The organism is Pseudomonas sp. D1HM, assembly GCF_019266105.1.
Lineage (GTDB): Bacteria > Pseudomonadota > Gammaproteobacteria > Pseudomonadales > Pseudomonadaceae > Aquipseudomonas > Aquipseudomonas taetrolens.
The window spans coordinates 233,178-250,722 of record NZ_LRMN01000006.1 but is presented as its reverse complement, the minus strand read 5'-3'; the positions used below and the strand labels follow the sequence as shown (position 1 = coordinate 250,722).

15 protein-coding genes are annotated in these 17,545 nt (G+C 60.1%); 5 read left to right on the top strand and 10 right to left on the bottom strand.

Going from position 1 to position 17,545, the window contains the following annotated elements:
* Positions 1-101 precede the first annotated feature (101 nt).
* Positions 102-1,127 (top strand): porin, encoded by a 1,026-nt coding sequence (locus AWM69_RS08655; RefSeq protein WP_048379841.1) that lies wholly within the window; start codon positions 102-104, stop codon positions 1,125-1,127.
* 162 nt (positions 1,128-1,289) lie between these two features.
* Here the strand turns inward: AWM69_RS08655 and AWM69_RS08650 are convergent, their stop codons facing one another.
* The 10 genes from AWM69_RS08650 to AWM69_RS08605 form a co-directional block, all read right to left on the bottom strand.
* Positions 1,290-2,276, bottom strand: a complete 987-nt coding sequence (locus AWM69_RS08650) for an amidohydrolase family protein (protein WP_218726277.1) — start codon at positions 2,274-2,276, stop codon at positions 1,290-1,292.
* Positions 2,273-2,845 carry a 3-hydroxyanthranilate 3,4-dioxygenase gene (locus tag AWM69_RS08645; RefSeq protein ID WP_218726276.1) on the bottom strand — a complete coding sequence of 191 codons (573 nt, stop codon included), beginning with the start codon at positions 2,843-2,845 and terminating at the stop codon, positions 2,273-2,275. The genes AWM69_RS08650 and AWM69_RS08645 overlap by 4 nt, the downstream gene beginning before the upstream one ends.
* Before the next feature lie 10 nt (positions 2,846-2,855).
* Entirely contained in the window at positions 2,856-3,281 is a 426-nt protein-coding gene (locus tag AWM69_RS08640; protein ID WP_218726275.1) for a RidA family protein, read from the bottom strand.
* Complete coding sequence (locus AWM69_RS08635; protein WP_218726274.1) at positions 3,281-4,066, bottom strand: 2-keto-4-pentenoate hydratase; 786 nt, start codon at positions 4,064-4,066, stop codon at positions 3,281-3,283. Before AWM69_RS08635 ends, AWM69_RS08640 begins: the two co-directional genes overlap by 1 nt.
* A gap of 109 nt (positions 4,067-4,175) precedes the next feature.
* A complete protein-coding gene (dmpG, locus tag AWM69_RS08630) occupies positions 4,176-5,195 on the bottom strand; it encodes a 4-hydroxy-2-oxovalerate aldolase (protein ID WP_218726273.1) in 1,020 nt (339 codons plus the stop codon).
* 11 nt (positions 5,196-5,206) lie between these two features.
* Positions 5,207-6,145, bottom strand: coding sequence for an acetaldehyde dehydrogenase (acetylating) (locus tag AWM69_RS08625; RefSeq protein WP_218726272.1), 939 nt, complete (start codon positions 6,143-6,145; stop codon positions 5,207-5,209).
* A gap of 14 nt (positions 6,146-6,159) precedes the next feature.
* Positions 6,160-6,972 (bottom strand): fumarylacetoacetate hydrolase family protein, encoded by an 813-nt coding sequence (locus tag AWM69_RS08620; RefSeq protein ID WP_218726271.1) that lies wholly within the window; start codon positions 6,970-6,972, stop codon positions 6,160-6,162.
* Positions 6,973-6,989: 17 nt separating this feature from the next.
* A complete protein-coding gene (locus tag AWM69_RS08615) occupies positions 6,990-8,456 on the bottom strand; it encodes a 2-hydroxymuconic semialdehyde dehydrogenase (RefSeq protein ID WP_373274295.1) in 1,467 nt (488 codons plus the stop codon).
* A 113-nt stretch (positions 8,457-8,569) separates the two neighbouring features.
* A complete protein-coding gene (locus AWM69_RS08610) occupies positions 8,570-9,538 on the bottom strand; it encodes a LysR substrate-binding domain-containing protein (RefSeq protein WP_218726270.1) in 969 nt (322 codons plus the stop codon).
* A gap of 144 nt (positions 9,539-9,682) precedes the next feature.
* Complete coding sequence (locus AWM69_RS08605) at positions 9,683-10,972, bottom strand: MFS transporter (RefSeq protein WP_218726269.1); 1,290 nt, start codon at positions 10,970-10,972, stop codon at positions 9,683-9,685.
* A gap of 383 nt (positions 10,973-11,355) precedes the next feature.
* Between AWM69_RS08605 and yddG the strand changes: the two genes are divergently transcribed.
* The 4 genes from yddG to AWM69_RS08585 all read left to right on the top strand — a co-directional run bounded on the left by yddG (position 11,356) and on the right by AWM69_RS08585 (position 17,544).
* A complete protein-coding gene (gene yddG / locus AWM69_RS08600) occupies positions 11,356-12,294 on the top strand; it encodes an aromatic amino acid DMT transporter YddG (protein ID WP_218726572.1) in 939 nt (312 codons plus the stop codon).
* 82 nt (positions 12,295-12,376) lie between these two features.
* Complete coding sequence (locus AWM69_RS08595) at positions 12,377-13,003, top strand: TetR/AcrR family transcriptional regulator (protein ID WP_218726268.1); 627 nt, start codon at positions 12,377-12,379, stop codon at positions 13,001-13,003.
* Positions 13,004-13,360: 357 nt separating this feature from the next.
* Complete coding sequence (locus AWM69_RS08590) at positions 13,361-14,470, top strand: efflux RND transporter periplasmic adaptor subunit (protein WP_218726267.1); 1,110 nt, start codon at positions 13,361-13,363, stop codon at positions 14,468-14,470.
* Positions 14,467-17,544, top strand: a complete 3,078-nt coding sequence (locus AWM69_RS08585; protein ID WP_218726266.1) for an efflux RND transporter permease subunit — start codon at positions 14,467-14,469, stop codon at positions 17,542-17,544. Before AWM69_RS08590 ends, AWM69_RS08585 begins: the two co-directional genes overlap by 4 nt.
* Position 17,545 lies beyond the last annotated feature (1 nt).

Here is a 17,545-nt window from a genome sequence, read left to right as displayed (position 1 = left end):
CGCCGTAACTGACGCCTCAACATAAAAATAATTAAGAAAAGTCTGGCGGTGGCTTGGCGACAAGCCACCGACCAGCACTTTCGCCGTGTCCGGAGTTTTTCATGCGTAAACTATTGTTCGTCATTCCTTTGCTGAGTGGTGCTTGCTACGCGGAGTTCAAGGTGTCCGGGGTGGTTGACCTGACGTATGAAGTGGCACATTCGGGAGGCGATACCGTGGACCGGTTGACAGGTGCGGGGCTCAGCGCCAACCGCATTCAGTTCAAGTGGACCCAGGCGGTGAACGATGACATCAAGCTCAATGCTGTCTACGAAGCCATGTACAACCCTCATTCCGACGACTCGACCGGCAAACGCGAAGTCTATTACCAGATCATTTCCGAACGTTGGGGGACGCTGAGCGCGGGTCGCCAGGACACGCCGTCAGCCAACAGCTACGGCTACGCCGACCCGTTGTACGGCAACGACTACAGCCTGATCAATAACGTCCAGGTGTTTTATGCGCCGTGGCGAGAGGATAACTCGCTGATGTACATCAGCCCGCGGTACGAGGGCTTTCAATTTCGCGGCATGGCCACCCTGGGCGAAAACGACGGCAGCCGCGACGGCGTGGTCTACAGCACCAGCATCGATTACTGGGCGGACAGCCCGTGGTATTTCGCCGCCGCCGTGGACCGCAAATACCAGCGCAACCTGTGGGATAACCACACCATGGAGCAGGCGACCGATGCCTACTTCACGCTGGTCTACACCATGGGCACCACAGACCTGACGGCGGTTTATCATCGTTATACCGGTTACTACGCCTATGCCCCCTGGGTTGATTTCGAGTCCAACGGAAGCGACCTGCAGTTGGGCATCCGCCACAACTTCTGGGGCAACCAGAACGTTGCGTTCAGCGTGGTCTACAAGGATGACCGCAAGAACGAAGCATTGAGCGACGCAAGCGGTATCAACCTGGCCTACATCTATAACCTCAACAAACAGACTGACCTCTACGCCGTGTATGGGTACGTTCACCATAACCGTGATTCCGAGGTGCGCTACCCGGTCAGCTGGAACCTTGAAAGCCCGCTGCGCAACGAAAACCCCGAAGGATTGCAAATGGGCGTGCGCTACAGGTTCTGATGGTTTGCTGTTTCGGCTCAGTCAAGTGAGAGGCAGAGGCACTTGACTGAGCCGCCTCGACTCCCGCCCCCGATTTCCCGCCAGCGACTTCCCCCCCGAATCACCGCGTAAAAAGCCCTGCTGCGATCACTCGCAGCAGGGCTTGGTGCCGCTTGAGTCGCCTCAGAGCCCGAAGAACGCCTGCGCGTTGCTTCCCAGAATGAGCGACTTGGCCTGTGGGGTCAGTTCCGGATGCTCGATCACACCGGAACCGATACGTTGCTCGCCCAGCGGAAAGGGTGAGTCAGAGCCGAGCATCACACGGTCGCTGCCCATCACGTCCACCAGCAACTTCAGTGAGCGCGGATCGAACACGGCGGAGTCGACGAAGAAACGTTTGACGTAACTCGACGGCAGTTCAGGACAGTCCTCGCGCACGATATCGCGGTGTTTCCAGGCGTTGTCCACACGGCCCAGCAGGAACGCAAAACCGCCGCCGCCGTGGGCAAAGCACAGCCGCAGTGAGGCTGGAATACGTTCAAAGGCTCCGGACAAGATCAGCGACAGGATGCCTAACTGGGTTTCCGCTGGCATCGCTACCAGCCACGGCAGCATCCACTTGCGCATGCGCTCGCCGCCCATCATGTCCCACGGGTGCACCAGCACCGGAATACCGTCCAGGGCGCAGTGGGTAAAGAATGTCACCAGGCCTTCGTGGTCCAGGTCCTGATTGCCCACGTGGTTGCCGATTTGCACGCCCACGTGGCCGGCGGCCTTGGCGCGGCTGGCTTCGCGGCACGCGGCGTCGATATCCTGCAAGGGCACTTGAGCCAGCACCTTGAGCCGGTCCGGTGCCACAGCAGTCATTTCCAGGGCGCGGTCGTTCATCAATTGCGCCCAGGGCAGGGCACGTTCAATGGGCGCATCGTAGGCGAACATCACCGGCGTGGCGCACATGATCTGTGCGTCCAGATTTTGCTCGTCGAGGTGCTCTATCCTGCGGTTCATGTCCCACAGCACGTCGTGCACCGGACGAAACGGCTTATCGCCGATCATGATCTGGCCGGTGCGCCCACTGGTGTGTAACCACGGCCCGCGATCACGGCTCAAACGAGCGGCTTCGGCTTGGCTGATGGTGGGGAAAAAGTGTGAATGCATGTCGATTTTCATGGGCGTTGTACCGCTTCGAGGGTGCGGTGCCACGTCTGCCAGTCACGACCCGGGTGGATTTCACCGCAGCCGTTGCAGCGTCGTTCAGCGTCGCTGGTGGCGTAGAACTGTTCATAGACGGGCGGCAGATCGTTGACGATGCTCTGCAGCTGTAACTCATAGCGTTTGACCAGCGTGCCACAGTGGGCGCAAGACCATTGCAGGGCGTCGAACTGACCCTCAGGCCGGGCTTTTTCGATTACCAGGCACAGGCTGCCGGGCTCCGGCCGTTGGGGCGAATGGATGACATGCGGGGCCATCAGGTACATGTCGCCCTCACGCAAATCAATGCGCTCGTATTGACCGCGGTCCCAGATATTGAGGTAGGCATTGCCTTTGAACTGATAGAAGAACTCTTCCACCGGGTCGTCATGAAAGTCCGTGCGCTGGTTAGGGCCACCGACCACTGTGACCATGGTGTCGCTGTCTTTCCACAGCTGACGATTGCCCACCGGTGGCTTGAGGAGGTGCGCGTATTCTTCGATCCAGCGATTGAAGTTCAGGGGTGGACTGAAATGATGCTTGTCCATTGAATTGTCCTTAAGCGTTGAGGGGAGCGTAGGCCACGGCTTTGATTTCGATGCGCAAGTGCGGGTGTGGCAATTGGTGCACGGCTACGGTGGTGCGGGTGGGACCGGTCTCGTCAAAATACTGCGCGTAGACCTGGTTGTATCCGTCAAAGTCGTTCATGTCGACCAGATAACTGCTGATCTCGACCAGGTCGCCAAGGCCTGCACCTTCGCTCTCGAGAATGTCGCGGATGTTCTCGATCACGGCCCGGGTTTGCGCGCGAATATCCAGGCGTGTCGTGCCCATGGCGTCGACTTCCACGCCTTCGAAACTATTGTCCGGACGGCGCGAACTAGTGCCTGACACGTAGAGAAAGTCACCGGCGCGCCTGATATGCGGAAAGCGCCCGCGAGGTGTGGCTTTTCCGGGTACAACGGTGGATCGGTTAATGCTCATCATGCCTCTCCGTGTTTGGCTGCCACGCTGAAACCGCACTCGCCGAAGCCGGCAACTTCCACGCTGACATACGCACCAGGACTCAAGGCTTCTGCAGCGGTCGCGGCACCGGCCATAATCAAACTGCCGGCGGGCAGGGCGATTTCTGCGCGGGCCAGCAACTGCGAAGCCTGCACCAGGCTGCGTAGCGGATGCCCGAGGATGGCGGCGGTTGAGCCGGCCTGAACCACTCGGCCATTGATGCGCATCAGCACCCCGGCGTTGTTCAACTGGGCGAAGTCTCTGGACCAGGCGCCAACCACGAGGCCGGATGAAGAGCAGTTGTCAGCGACCACGTCTTCAAGACTGAACTTGAACGCTTGGTAACGTGAGTCGATGATCTCGATCGCAGGCGCTACGGCTTCCAGGTAGTCGACCGCTTCCAGTGCGGTCAGCGGTCGGTCGATGGTACGCCGAGTGATAAAGCACACCTCCGGTTCAACCCGCGGGTGGATGAAGCGCTGCAGGTCGACGACACCGCCATCCTCTTCGAGCATGGCGTCGGTGAGCCAGCCCCAGATCAGGCTGTCGACGCCCATCTGCATCATCTTCGCGCGGCTGGTAAAGCCCAGCTTGAGGCCGATCTGGCGCTCGCCGGCAGCGTAGCGGTGTTGCATCGAGGCACGCTGGATCAGGTAGGCCTCGTCGAGGCTAAACGGTGTATGGGTACTGAATTGCGCCACGGCTTCGGCTTTACGGGCTGCCTGGTCCAGGGCCTTGGCGATGTGAGCGATATCGGTGCTCATGGGTGTAGCTCCTTGCACGATTTCAGAGGGTCCAACGCGATGGTCCGGGCAGGAGCAGGCATGCTCGCGATTGATCGCGAACACGTCCGCTGCGCCAGGGGGCATCGGGTTAGCGTTTCAGCAGATCCAGAGCGACATCGACGATCATGTCTTCCTGGCCGCCGACCATGCGCCGCTTGCCAAGCTCGACGAGGATATCCACGGTTTTGAGGCCGTATTTGTGCGCGGCAACTTCGGCGTGGCGCAGGAAGCTGGAGTAGACCCCGGCGTAGCCAAGGGCCAGGGTCTCGCGGTCAACGCGTACCGGGCGATCCTGTAGCGGGCGCACGATATCGTCGGCGGCGTCCATCAAGGTGTAGAGGTCGGTGCCGTGGTTCCAGCCCATGCGCTGCGCAGCGGCAATAAACACTTCAAGCGGCGCATTGCCGGCACCCGCGCCCATGCCGGCAAGGCTGGCATCGATACGGTCACAGCCTTCCTCAACCGCAACAATAGAATTGGCCACACCCAGGCTCAGGTTATGGTGGGCATGCACACCGGTCTGGGTCTCGGGCTTGAGCACGGCTTTGAGGGCCTGGAAACGCTCGCGAATATCCTGCATACCCATCGCGCCACCGGAGTCGACCACGTAGATGCAGGTGGCGCCGTAGCCCTCCATCAACAATGCCTGAGCGGCCAATTGCTGCGGGCTGATCATGTGGCTCATCATCAGAAAACCGACCGTGTCCATGCCCAGCGTGCGGGCATACTCGATGTGCTGGCGCGAGACATCGGCTTCAGTGCAATGGGTGGCCACACGCACAATGCGCGCTCCGGCCTGATACGCATTTTTGAGGTCATGCAGGGTGCCAATGCCAGGCAGCAAGAGTGTTGCGACTTTGGCGTGAGTCAGCACATCACTCACGGCTTCTATCCATTGCAGATCGGTATGGGCGCCAAAGCCATAGTTGAAGCTTGAACCCTGCAAACCGTCACCGTGGGCGACTTCGATCGAATCAACACGTGCCTGATCCAGCGCACGGGCGATGGCCTGCACCTGATTCAGTGAGTACTGGTGCCGGATCGCATGCATGCCGTCGCGCAGGGTGACATCAGAGATGTAGAGCTTTTTGCCGGGGTTGAACGTCATCGCAAATCTCCTCAGGCGTTAAGCATCGACTGCGCCATACGCTCGGCGGTAGCCAAGGCAGCGGAGGTCATGATGTCGAGGTTGCCGGCATAAGCAGGCAAATAGTGGGCAGCGCCTTCAACTTCGAGGAACACCGTCGTCTTCAGCCCGCTGAAATGCCCGTGGCCGGGAATCAGCAGCGGCGCGTCGGCACTGATCACGTCGAACTGGACTTTTTGTTTAAGGCGATACCCGGGCACGTAAGCCTGTACCGCTTGCGCCATGCGCTCGATGGACGCCTCGATGCTGGCCTGATCGGCAGCCTCGGACAGCACATACACGGTGTCGCGCATCATCAACGGCGGCTCGGCCGGGTTCATCACGATGATCGCCTTGCCCTTGGCTGCGCCTCCGATCACCTCAATTGCCCGCGAAGTGGTTTCGGTGAATTCATCGATGTTGGCGCGGGTGCCGGGGCCGGCAGATTTACTGGCAATCGAGGCGATGATCTCGGCGTAATGCACTTTGGCGACGCGCGATACCGCGGCCACCATCGGGATAGTAGCCTGCCCGCCGCAGGTGACCATGTTGACGTTGAGCTGATCCATGATCTGATCCAGGTTCACCACGGGCACGCAGTACGGGCCGATAGCCGCCGGTGTCAGGTCAATCAGGCGGATGCCCGGCCTGGCTTTGCGCAACAAGGCCGCGTTGTGCACGTGGGCAGTGGCCGATGTGGCGTCGAAGACGAAATCGATGTCGGCAAACTGCGCCATTTCAATCAACCCTTCGACACCCTGATGGGTGGTCGCCACGCCCATGCGCCGGGCACGGGCCAGGCCGTCGGAATGCTCGTCGATACCGACCATGACCGCCATCTGCAAATACCGGGCGTTGCGCAGTACCTTGATCATCAGGTCGGTACCGATGTTGCCGGAACCGGCGATGGCGATATTCAGTTTCTGATTCATGCAGGGCTCCACGATCACGATTGCAGGTCGAAGGCAGCGGTGACGCTGCCCAGCCCCTGGATATGTGCGGTGAACACGTTGCCCGGCCGCGCCGCCACCATCGGGCCGAGGGCACCGGTCAGCAGAATGTCGCCAGCGCGCAATGGCGTCCCCAGCCGCGCCAGGGTGTCGGCCAGCCATACGGCGGCGTTCAACGGGTTGCCCAGGCAGGCGGCACCGGCGCCAACCGATACCGGCTCTGCGCCCAAAGTCATGCGCATGCCGCAGCGCACCAGATCCAGACGCGACAGCTGCACCGGACGAGTGCCCAGCACAAACAGGCCTGAGGAGGCATTATCGGCAATGGTGTCGACCAGCTGGATATCCCACTGGGCGATCCGGCTGCCGACCACTTCGATGGCAGGCAAGGCGAATGCGGTCGCGCGAATCAGATCGGCGACGGTATGGCGCTCGTGGCACAGGTCGTGCTCCAGCACCAGGGCAATTTCCGCCTCGACCTTGGGTTGCCGGGTGTCGCTCCAGGCAATCGGCTGATCGTCACCGCGGGCCATACTGGCGAACAATTGGCCGAAGTCCGGTTGATCGACGCCCAACTGTTGCTGGACCGCACGTGAAGTCAGGCCGACTTTGCGCCCGACCGGACGCTGGCCAGCCTCGATGGCGGCCGCATTGTTGTATTGCTGCACGGCGTAGGCGAGGGCGACCGGATCGATTGAAGGGTCTGCGGCGAGGGCACTGGCGATCAGTTCGCGCACCGGAGCGCACGGTTTCCCGTCGCGTTCGGCCTGGCGCAGCCGACTGGCCGCTTCTATAAGAGCTGCATGCATGGGCGAAACTCCGGGGCTCAAGGGTTGACGCAGATGGTGGTGATTTGCGAGTAGAAATCCAGCGAATGGCGGCCGCCTTCACGGCCCAGGCCTGACAGGCGCGTACCGCCAAACGGGGTGCGCAGGTCGCGCAGGAACCAGGTGTTGACCCACACCATGCCGACCTTGAAACGCCGCGAGACGGTATGCGCGCGTTTCAAGTCGCGGGTCCACAGGGCAGTGGCCAGGCCGTAAGGCGAGTCGTTGACGCGTCGCACGACTTCATCGTCCGTGTCGAACGGGGCAATGTGGCAAACCGGACCGAATACCTCTTCACGCACACACCGCGCGTCATCGTTGAGGCCCGTCCAGATGGTCGGTTGCACGTAGGCACCGTTATCGCGCTCGTCACCAAAACACGGCACGCCGCCACCAGTGACGACGGTTGCACCTTCGTTGCGGGCCAGTTCGAAGTAACCCAATACCTTGTCGCGATGCTTATGCGAAATCAGCGACCCCATGTTCACGCCATCTTCATCCGGGTAGCCGATTTTCAATGCTTCGGCACCGGCTTTCATGGCCGCCACAAAGCGCTCATAGATCGGCCGCTCGACATACACCCGCTCCGAGCACAGGCACACCTGACCGGCATTGGTGAAGCTGGAGCGCAAAACACCGGCCACCGCGGCGTCGAAATCACAGTCGGCAAACACGACGGCTGCGTTCTTGCCGCCCAGTTCGAACGACACATCACGCACGCCTTCGGCGGCGACCTTCATGATGGTTTCGCCGGTGCGCGACTCGCCGGTAAAGGTGATGGCATCCACATCCGGGTTACGGGTCAGAAACTCGCCGGCCGACCCCGGCCCGAAACCGTGCACCAGGTTAAACACGCCTGCAGGCAATCCCGCTTCGTGCATGACTTCGGCGAGCAGGGTCGCGGTGGACGGTGAGTCCTCCGACGGCTTGATCACCACTGAGTTGCCACACGCCAATGCCGGGGCCACTTTCCAGGTCATCAACAGCATCGGCAGATTCCACGGCGAGATGATCGCCACCACACCGTGTGGCTTGCGCACCGAGTAACTGAACACATCACTGCCATCGGCAGTGCGCATCTCAAAACATTCACTGCCGGCCTGGTTGATCAGCTCGGCGAAAGTGCGAAAGTTGTGAATCCCGCGGGCGATATCCAGGGTGCGCGCCTGTTGCACCGGGCGTCCGGTATCGGACACTTCGGCGGCGACAAATTCTTCGAAACGGCGCTCGATAATATCGGCAATACGCTGTAACAGCGCAGCCCGCTGACTGGCGCTGTACTCACTCCAAGGCCCGTACTGTGCGGCTTTTGCAGCCGCGACAGCACGGTCGACCAGCGCGTTGTCGGCTTCGCAGACATGGCTGAGCGTACGGCCATCGATGGGCGAAATATTGGGGAAGGTCTGCTCGCAAGCGACGAATTCGCCCGAGATGTAATTACGCAGCAACGGCAAGGGTGCAGACACATCAGCCTCCGGAAAATTGGGGTAGTCGGAGGAAGTGTAGGGAGAACGGATATTAGTGAATAATAAAAAAGTCGCGCCTTGCTATGCTGGATTGGAATACCTGAATGGGCACCTCAACCCTTGGAGGGATGGCGTTCACTGGACTCGCAACGGGCCTGATTCAGGCACTCGCGAAATAATCGTGCCGCAGGCCCCAACGCCCGGGTATTGGAGAAGAAGCAGCCAATATCGCCAAACTGCAGCGGCTTACCGAGGTCAAACGCCTTGAGCAAACCGGCGCTGACAAACTGTTGCGCGGCTTCGAACGGCATCAGCGCAACGGTTTGCTGATCTTGCATCAGGGTGATGTTGGTAAGGATCGACAGCGACTCGACCACATTGCCCGGCGGGGCAAGATCAGCCTCGGCGAACAGTTCGTCGGCAGTACGCCGCAGCAGCGAATCACGGGTCGGCAGCACCCACGGGTACTCAAGCAAATCGGCGAGACTGATCGGCGAGCGCCCGTGTAATGGATGACCGGCTCCAGCGACCACGCTCAACTCTTCGGCATACAACACCTCGACATCGAGCATGGGTGACTCATTGCGCCAGCGCCAATCGTCAGGCACGCGGCCCACCACCAGATCGACTTCACCGACTGCCAGTGCCGGAAACAGTTGGTCCATCTGCCCGACTCGCAGCGACACCAGCACGCCGGGGGCTTGTTGCTTGAGCAACTGCATGGCCCTTGGCAGCAAAGAGGTTGAAGCCGAAATCAAGGTGCCCACCATGACATGCCCGGAAGTACCTTCCTGAAAGGCATTGACCTCGTCCGTCAGCGAGCGCAACTCCGCCAACAATGACTTGGCCCGCCGAACCACCAATTCCCCCAGCTCAGTGGCCGTCACGCCGCGATTGCCACGAATCAGCAAAGGCGCATCGAAGTACGACTCCAGCTCATGAATGATCTTCGTCACCGCTGGCTGAGTCAGGTTGAGTGCATGCGCAGCACGCACCAGCGAGCCACTTTGCAGCACCTGATCGAACACTACCAATTGGTAAAACTTGAGCTTTCGCGCAACAGAAATCGTGGTGAACTTCATTCGGAGTCTCAAATCATGCACGGGCACAGCGGGCTTTCTGAACCCTGGGCGGTGGACGCTATAGTAATCACGATCTGGAGGGAAGAGGGGGGTGTGACGGTGGATTCAGGGCATTTCTACTTTTTAGAAATGCCCCTCACCGGTTTAATTCAGCGGCGCAGGTTCGCCACTCAGCGCATCGACCATGGCCGGATGATCCTGAGCGGCCTGGCGCAAGTCTTCGGTGACCCGCAGCTCGGCGCCGGTCGGGGAGAAGGTGGCGGCTGCCGCAAAAGGCGCGGGATTGGCCGGTACCGGGCGCTTGCCACGGCGCCAGAAGAAGAACGTGACCATGCACAGGTTGACCAACGCGAAGACCCAGAACAGGCCATTTGCGCCGAACGAATTCATCACCGGCGAGATCATCATCGGACTGATCGCCGAGCCCAGCGAGTTGATCAGCAGCAGGCCCTGGATCATCGGTACCAACGCTTCGGCAGGGGCGCGGTCGGCGGCATGGCTGACCGCAACCGGGTACAGCGCAAACACCCCACCGCCGAGCAGGAACAGCAGTGCGGCCAGCAGCGTCGAAGACAAGGGCAGCAGCACGATCATCAGCGACAATACCGTGCAGGCCACCGCCAGAATGGTCAGCACCTGCAAGCGATCCTTGTGGTCGGACCAGCGTCCAACCGGGTATTGCAGGAGCATGGCGCCGAGGATCGTCCAGGCCATCATGCTGCCGACTTCACCGACGTCCAGGCCCGCGCGTTGCAGGTACAGCGGCAGCAAGGTGTAAATCGCGGCGATGCTGACACCCGAGCCGAAACACCCGACCAGCCCGGTCGGCGTTACGCCCAGCAGTTGCCGGGGCTTGAGTGGCTCAACCTGGTCCAGCAGTGGCGACACCCGTGGCAGGATCACAATCGGCAGGACCGACAACGAAGCGAGCATGCCGGCCACCATGAAGGGCGCACTGTCGCTCAAGCCGGTGATTGTTCCCAACGCGGCCTGACCCAGCACACCGGCGCCATACAGCACGATCATGTACAGCGCGAGCAAGCGCCCGCGAATCTTGGCGTCACCGGCCAGCAGCAGCCAGCTTTCGATCACCAGAAATACCCCGACCGTGGCCCAGCCGTTGATCAAACGCAGCGCGAACCAGCCCCATGTGTCGTAGAACAGGCCCTGGAGCAGAATGGTCACGGCGATCAACGAGGCAAAACTGCCGTAGGCGCGGATATGACCGATGCGCAGAATCAAGCGATCATTGAAGACGGCACCCAGGGTCAACCCGATGAAATAGGCTGATGAAACGACCCCGATCATGGTGGCCGACGTGCCGGCGGCGTCCAGTCGCAGGGTGGTCAGGGATGAAAGAAAGCCGTTGCCCAATGCAACAATGAACAGCCCAAGCAGGGGCGCCAGCGCCATGGCCAGCAAACGCGGAGACATATAAACCTCTGGAAATCGAACAGCGGACCGTGCGCCTCTGCGCATGCGATTGCCAAGCCGAAGAGTGTGTTGTGCAAATGCCCACCCTACGGGCAGGGCGGTTGTGTCGGGCACACATCGACGAGGTGTGGCCAGCCATTGAGCGACGCGCCTGTGTCACTGCTGCGCCCCCTCAGGGCTCAGGCAACTGCAAACGAGCGCGGGATTCTAAGGCTTGCGGGGGATTTTCCAAGGGTTGTCTGCTGCGACGTTAGGACGCAGGCGGTTCCAGGCCCTTCATATAACGACAGGTCATCGTTAGCGCACTGAAAATATCACTTTATCCCGCCTGTCCCGCTGGTTAGCCTGTGCGGTCGAGTTACCATTTTGAACATGGGGTCATGATGCAGATCAGGGGTGAGCGGGCGGCCACAGCGTGTGGTCTGGTAGCGATTGTGTTGTGGAGCACTGCCGCCGGATTGATCAGGGGTGTCAGCGAACATTTCGGCCCGCTGGGTGGCGCCGCGCTGATTTATTCGTTGGGTGCCCTGATGCTGCTCATATTTCTGGGACGCCCGCGAATCCGCTCGACATCAACGCTTTACCTGTTGCTCGGCAGCGCCTTGTTTGTCGCTTACGAAGTGTGCCTGTCGTTGGCGCTGGGGTTTGCCAGTGACCGTCAGCAAGCCATCGAACTGGGCGTGGTGAATTATCTGTGGCCTTGCCTGACCGTGGTGCTGGCGATTTTCATGAACGGCCAGAAGACCCGCTGGTTCATCGTGCCGGGCTCCGCCCTCGCGCTGTTCGGCATCTTGTGGGTGGTCAGTGGTGACGGTTTATCCCTGCCGGGCATTGTGCGCAATGTGCAGTCGAATCCGCTCAGCTACAGCCTGGCACTGACCTGTGCGATCACGTTTGCGCTGTATTGCAATGTCACCCGCCGCTATGCGGGCGGGCAGAATCTGGTGGTCCTGTTTTTTGTGCTGGCGGCCGCGGTGCTGTGGCTGAAGTGGTTTGTGAGCGACGAACAGATCCCGGCCTTCACGTGGGCCAATTCCCTTGAGCTACTGGCTGCCGGAGTCGCCATGGCGGGTGGATACGCGCTATGGAATATCGGCATCCTGCGGGGGAATCTGACGCTGCTGGCGACCTCATCCTATTCAGCTCCGGTGCTGTCATCGGCGTTCGCTGCGGTATGGCTGGGTGTCAGTCTGCAGGCACAGTTCTGGCAGGGTGCAGTGCTTGTGACGGCGGGATCGCTGCTGTGCTGGCACGCAACCCGACAGCGGGCGGCTCTTGAGCCGCTACCGATACAGGTCAGTGCTGACGAAAGCCCGCGTTGAACAGGCTACAGCCGTACATACACGGCAGTATCTCTGGTGGTCACACGTTGTCAGTTGTCGCCGGGGTGAGTAAGCTGCCCCGATGAGTCAGCCATCCCTATTTTCATCTTCAGCCAGCGCCCGTGGTCCAGCCGATCATGACATTCGAGATCAGATTGTCGCGGCTGCCAACCAGCACTTTAGCCAGTACGGCTACGGTAAAACCACGGTTTCCGAGCTGGCCAGGGCCATTGGATTTTCCAAGGCTTACATTTACAAGTTTTTTGATTCCAAGCAGGCGATAGGTGAAGCCATCTGCGCAAACTGCCTGGCTCAAATCGTCGCGGCAGTGGATCAAGCGATCAATGTTGCAAACCTGTCGCCTACCGAGCGCTTTCGACGTTTGGTCAAGACCTTGATCTCGACCGGTGTTGACCTGTTCTTCAACGATAGAAAGCTCTATGACATCGCAGCGTTTGCAGCGTCAGAAAGCTGGCCCGTCTCCCAGGCGTATGAGGCACAGATCAAACGCTTCGTGCTGCAAATAGTCCGGGAAGGGCGAGAGGCAGGAGAGTTTGAGCGCAAGACACCCTTAGACGAGACCGTCGACGCTATACATTTAGCGCTGCGGCCCTTCGTTAACCCTTTGCTGTTGCAATACAACCTCGATTTTGTCGACGAAGCCCCCACCCTGACCACCAATCTGATCTTGCGCAGCCTTATGCCCTGACTGTGGGTCTGCGTTTTTCCTTCTTCCATCATCCGCCCGGGCCACGTCTGGGCGTCACGTCACGCTGCTGTGCGACATAAAGCTGACCCCAGTCACGATCCGCAAACGGGGCCTCTGGACGATGCTCGTCCGGGCCGATAAAAGCGAGGGAAGGGCGGGGGCATTGCGTGTCCTTCGGCAGGCTTGAATGTGACCATATCAAACACCAGTCACGACCTTTAAATCGCGACCAATTGCGCGTTTACAGCTTTTGTGTCGATAGCGAGAAGCGTACCGCTTTACGATTAGTGACCATTGACACAAGTAGTCACCATGCTGAGAATATGGCGCTCGTCCTATATTTCAGTAAGGGAACCTATGCGCCGGCTTCGACCTTTCCCCATTGCCGCTTGCTTGCTGCCTCTTGTCCTGACGGCATGTGGCGACTCATCCAGCGTTGATGATCCGCGCACACATGCCCCCCTGGTCAGGTCCGCGGCGGTGCAGGGAGCCTCCGACGTCTCACGTTCTTTCACCGGAGTGGTGGCTGCCCGCGTCCAGGGCGATCTGGGTTTTCGTGTATCAGGCAAAGTGCAAGAGCGTCTGGTTGACACCGGTCAGAGCGTTAAACGGGGTCAGCCCCTCATGCGCCTTGATCCCATCGACCTGAGGTTGCAGGCGCAAGCGCAGCACGCGTCAGTCATCGCCATCAGGGCCCGAGCCAAACAGACAGCGGATGACGAGGCCCGATATCGCAATCTGGTCGCCGCAGGTGCTGTTTCTGCATCGACCTATGACCAGATCAAAGCCGCAGCGGATACCGCCAAAGCGCAGCTTAGTGCCGCACACGCCCAGGCTGATGTGGCGAGCAATGCGTCTGGTTATGCAGTGCTGTTGGCGGATGCCGATGGCGTTGTGGTGGAGACGCTCGCCGAGCCCGGACAAGTGGTCAGCCCCGGGCAGCCCGTGCTGCGTCTGGCGCGTGCAGGCCAGCGCGAAGCCATCGTGCACTTGCCCGAGACATTGCGTCCCGCAGCAGGCTCCACCGCGCAGGCGACGCTTTATGGCAATACGACCGGAGCTGTTACCGCGAAGCTGAGGCTGCTGTCCGATTCGGCCGACCGAATGACCCGCACCTTCGAGGCGCGGTATGTGCTTGAGGGGGCGCTGGCCAATGCCCCCATAGGTTCGACCGTGACCCTCCGGATCGCTGAAGGCGCCGTGCAACGGCCAACGATGCAAGTGCCGATCGCCGCCGTTTATGACCCTGGCCAGGGCACTGGCCTGTGGGTCATCGCCGGCACCCCGGCGAAAGTGAGCTGGAGACCCGTTCAGGTGTTGGGCCTGAGCGACGACGTTGCGCAAGTCACGGGTGATCTCAAGGTGGGTGAGCAGATCGTTGCGCTGGGCGCACATCTGCTGCACGAGGGGGAGGCGGTGAGAGTGTCTCAACAAGAGCACGCCAACGCTGCCGGGAGTCGTCCATGAGCGAGGGACGTTTTAATCTGTCCGCGATTGCCGTTCGCGAGCGCTCGATCACAGTCTTTCTGATCTTCCTGATTGCCGTTGCAGGGATCCTGTCGTTCTTCCAGCTGGGTAGAGCAGAAGACCCTCCGTTTACGGTCAAGCAGATGACGGTCATTACTGCCTGGCCGGGGGCTACTGCGCAGGAAATGCAGGATCAGGTCGCCGAGCCACTGGAAAAACGCCTGCAAGAATTGAAGTGGTATGACCGCTCGGAAACCTACACCCGTCCCGGTCTTGCTTTCACGATGCTGTCACTGCTCGATAGCACGCCACCGGCTGAGGTGCAGGAAGAGTTCTATCAGGCGCGCAAAAAGCTCGACGATGAAACCAGAAAGCTACCGCCGGGTGTTATCGGGCCAATGGTCAACGACGAGTTTTCGGACGTGACATTCGCGCTTCTTGCCCTGAAAGCCAAAGGCGAGCCGCAGCGGCTGCTGGTGCGTGATGCCGAGTTGCTACGCCAGCGCCTTTTGCATGTTCCGGGGGTGAAGAAGGTCAACATCATCGGCGAGCAACCCGAACGTATCTTTGTATCCTTTGCCCATGACCGGCTGGCCACCCTGGGCGTATCCCCTCAGGCTATCTTTGCTGCCCTGAATGACCAGAACGTGCTCACACCTGCCGGTTCGATCGATACCGCAGGGCCGCAGGTGTTCCTTCGACTGGATGGCGCCTTTGACACACTGCAAAAAATCCGGGACACCGCCATTACGGTACAGGGGCGGACGCTCAAGCTCTCTGATGTGGCGACCATCGAGCGAGGCTATGAGGATCCCGCAACCTTCCTCGTGCGTAACAACGGTGAAGACGCGCTGCTACTGGGGATTGTGATGCGTGAGGGCTGGAATGGCCTTGACCTCGGCAAGGCACTGGACGCGCAAACGCTCAAGATCAACCAAGACATGCCTTTGGGCATGACGCTCTCCAAGGTCACCGACCAATCTGTGAATATTGATTCGGCGGTCGGCGAGTTCATGGTCAAGTTCTTCGTTGCGCTGCTGGTGGTGATGCTGGTGTGCTTCCTCAGCATGGGCTGGCGTGTGGGTTTTGTGGTCGCGGCGGCTGTTCCGCTAACGCTGGCCGTGGTGTTTGTGGTGATGGCAGCCACCGGCAAGAACTTTGACCGTATCACCCTCGGCTCGCTGATTCTGGCACTTGGCCTGCTGGTCGATGACGCCATTATTGCCATCGAAATGATGGTGGTGAAAATGGAGGAGGGCTACGACCGCCTCAAGGCTTGTGCGTACGCCTGGAGTCACACGGCCGCGCCGATGTTGTCCGGTACGCTGGTGACGGCAATCGGCTTTATGCCCAACGGCTTCGCGCAATCAACCGCGGGCGAATACACCAGCAACATGTTCTGGATCGTAGGCATCGCCCTGATTGCCTCCTGGGTGGTTGCGGTCGTGTTTACACCCTATCTGGGGGTGAAGATGTTGCCGGATATCAAGAAGGTCGAGGGCGGTCACGCGGCCATCTACAACACCCCTAACTACAATCGATTTCGCCGGGTATTGACGCAGGTTATCGCGCGCAAATGGCTGGTAGCCGGGGCTGTTATTGTGTCTTTTGTCGCCGCGGTCCTGGGCATGAGTCTGGTTAAAAAGCAGTTCTTCCCGACCTCCGACCGTCCAGAAGTCTTGATTGAAGTGCAAATGCCGTATGGAACCGCCATCGAGCAGACCAGCGCGACCGCCGCGACCCTGGAGGCCTGGCTGCAAAAGCAGGATGAGGCAAAAATCGTCACGTCTTACATCGGCCAGGGCGCACCCCGTTTCTATCTGGCGATGGCGCCGGAACTGCCTGATCCATCGTTCGCCAAGATTGTGGTGCTGACCGATAGCCAAGAACAGCGCGAGGCCCTCAAGTTGCGGCTTCGACAGGCGGCCGCTGAAGGGCTTGCCCCGCAAGCGCGGATCAGGGTGACTCAACTGGTGTTTGGTCCCTATTCGCCATTTCCTGTTGCCTACCGGGTAATGGGGCCAGATCCTTCAAAACTGCGTGAAATAGCGGGGCAGGTGCAGGACGTATTGCAGTCGAGCCCGCTGATGAGAACCGTCAATACCGACTGGGGACCGCTGACGCCGACGCTGCATTTCACACTCGATCAAGATCGCCTGCAGGCGGTGGGCCTAACGACTGCTTCAGTTGCACAGCAACTGCAGTTCCTGCTGACCGGCGTACCGATCACCACCGTGCGTGAGGACATTCGCTCGGTGCAGGTGGTGGGGCGCGCAGCGGGTTCTGTCAGGCTCGATCCGGGCAAGATAGAAGGTTTTACGTTGGCAGGCACAGCGGGCCAGCGGATTCCGCTGTCCCAGGTGGGAGAGGTCGATGTGCGAATGGAGGACCCGCTCCTGAGGCGGCGTGACCGTACGCCGACCATCACCGTGCGCGGCGACATCGCCGAAGGCCTGCAGCCACCAGACGTATCGAGCGTGATGATCAAGGCATTGCAGCCGGTGATCGATCAATTGCCTGACGGATACCGGATCGAGCAGGCGGGGGCCATCGAGGAGTCGGGCAAGGCCGGCAAAGCGATGTTGCCACTCTTCCCGATCATGATCGCCTTGACGCTGCTGATCATCATTGTGCAGGTCCGGTCTATTTCGGCGATGGTCATGGTCTTTCTCACCTCGCCACTGGGCTTGATTGGCGTGGTGCCGACGCTGCTGATCTTCCAGCAGCCGTTTGGCATCAATGCGCTGGTCGGGCTGATCGCGCTATCGGGCATTTTGATGCGCAATACGCTGATTCTGATCGGGCAAATCCATCAAAACGCACAACAAGGGCTGGATCCGTTTCACGCAGTGGTCGAGGCCACGGTACAGCGGGCCCGCCCGGTACTGCTGACAGCGCTGGCGGCCATCCTGGCGTTCATCCCCCTGACGCACTCCGTGTTCTGGGGGACGCTGGCCTACACCCTGATCGGGGGAACGTTCGTGGGGACCATCATGACATTGGTGTTCCTGCCGGCGATGTACGCCATCTGGTTCAGGATCCGCCCTGACAGCGCGGGCAACACGTCAACCTGAT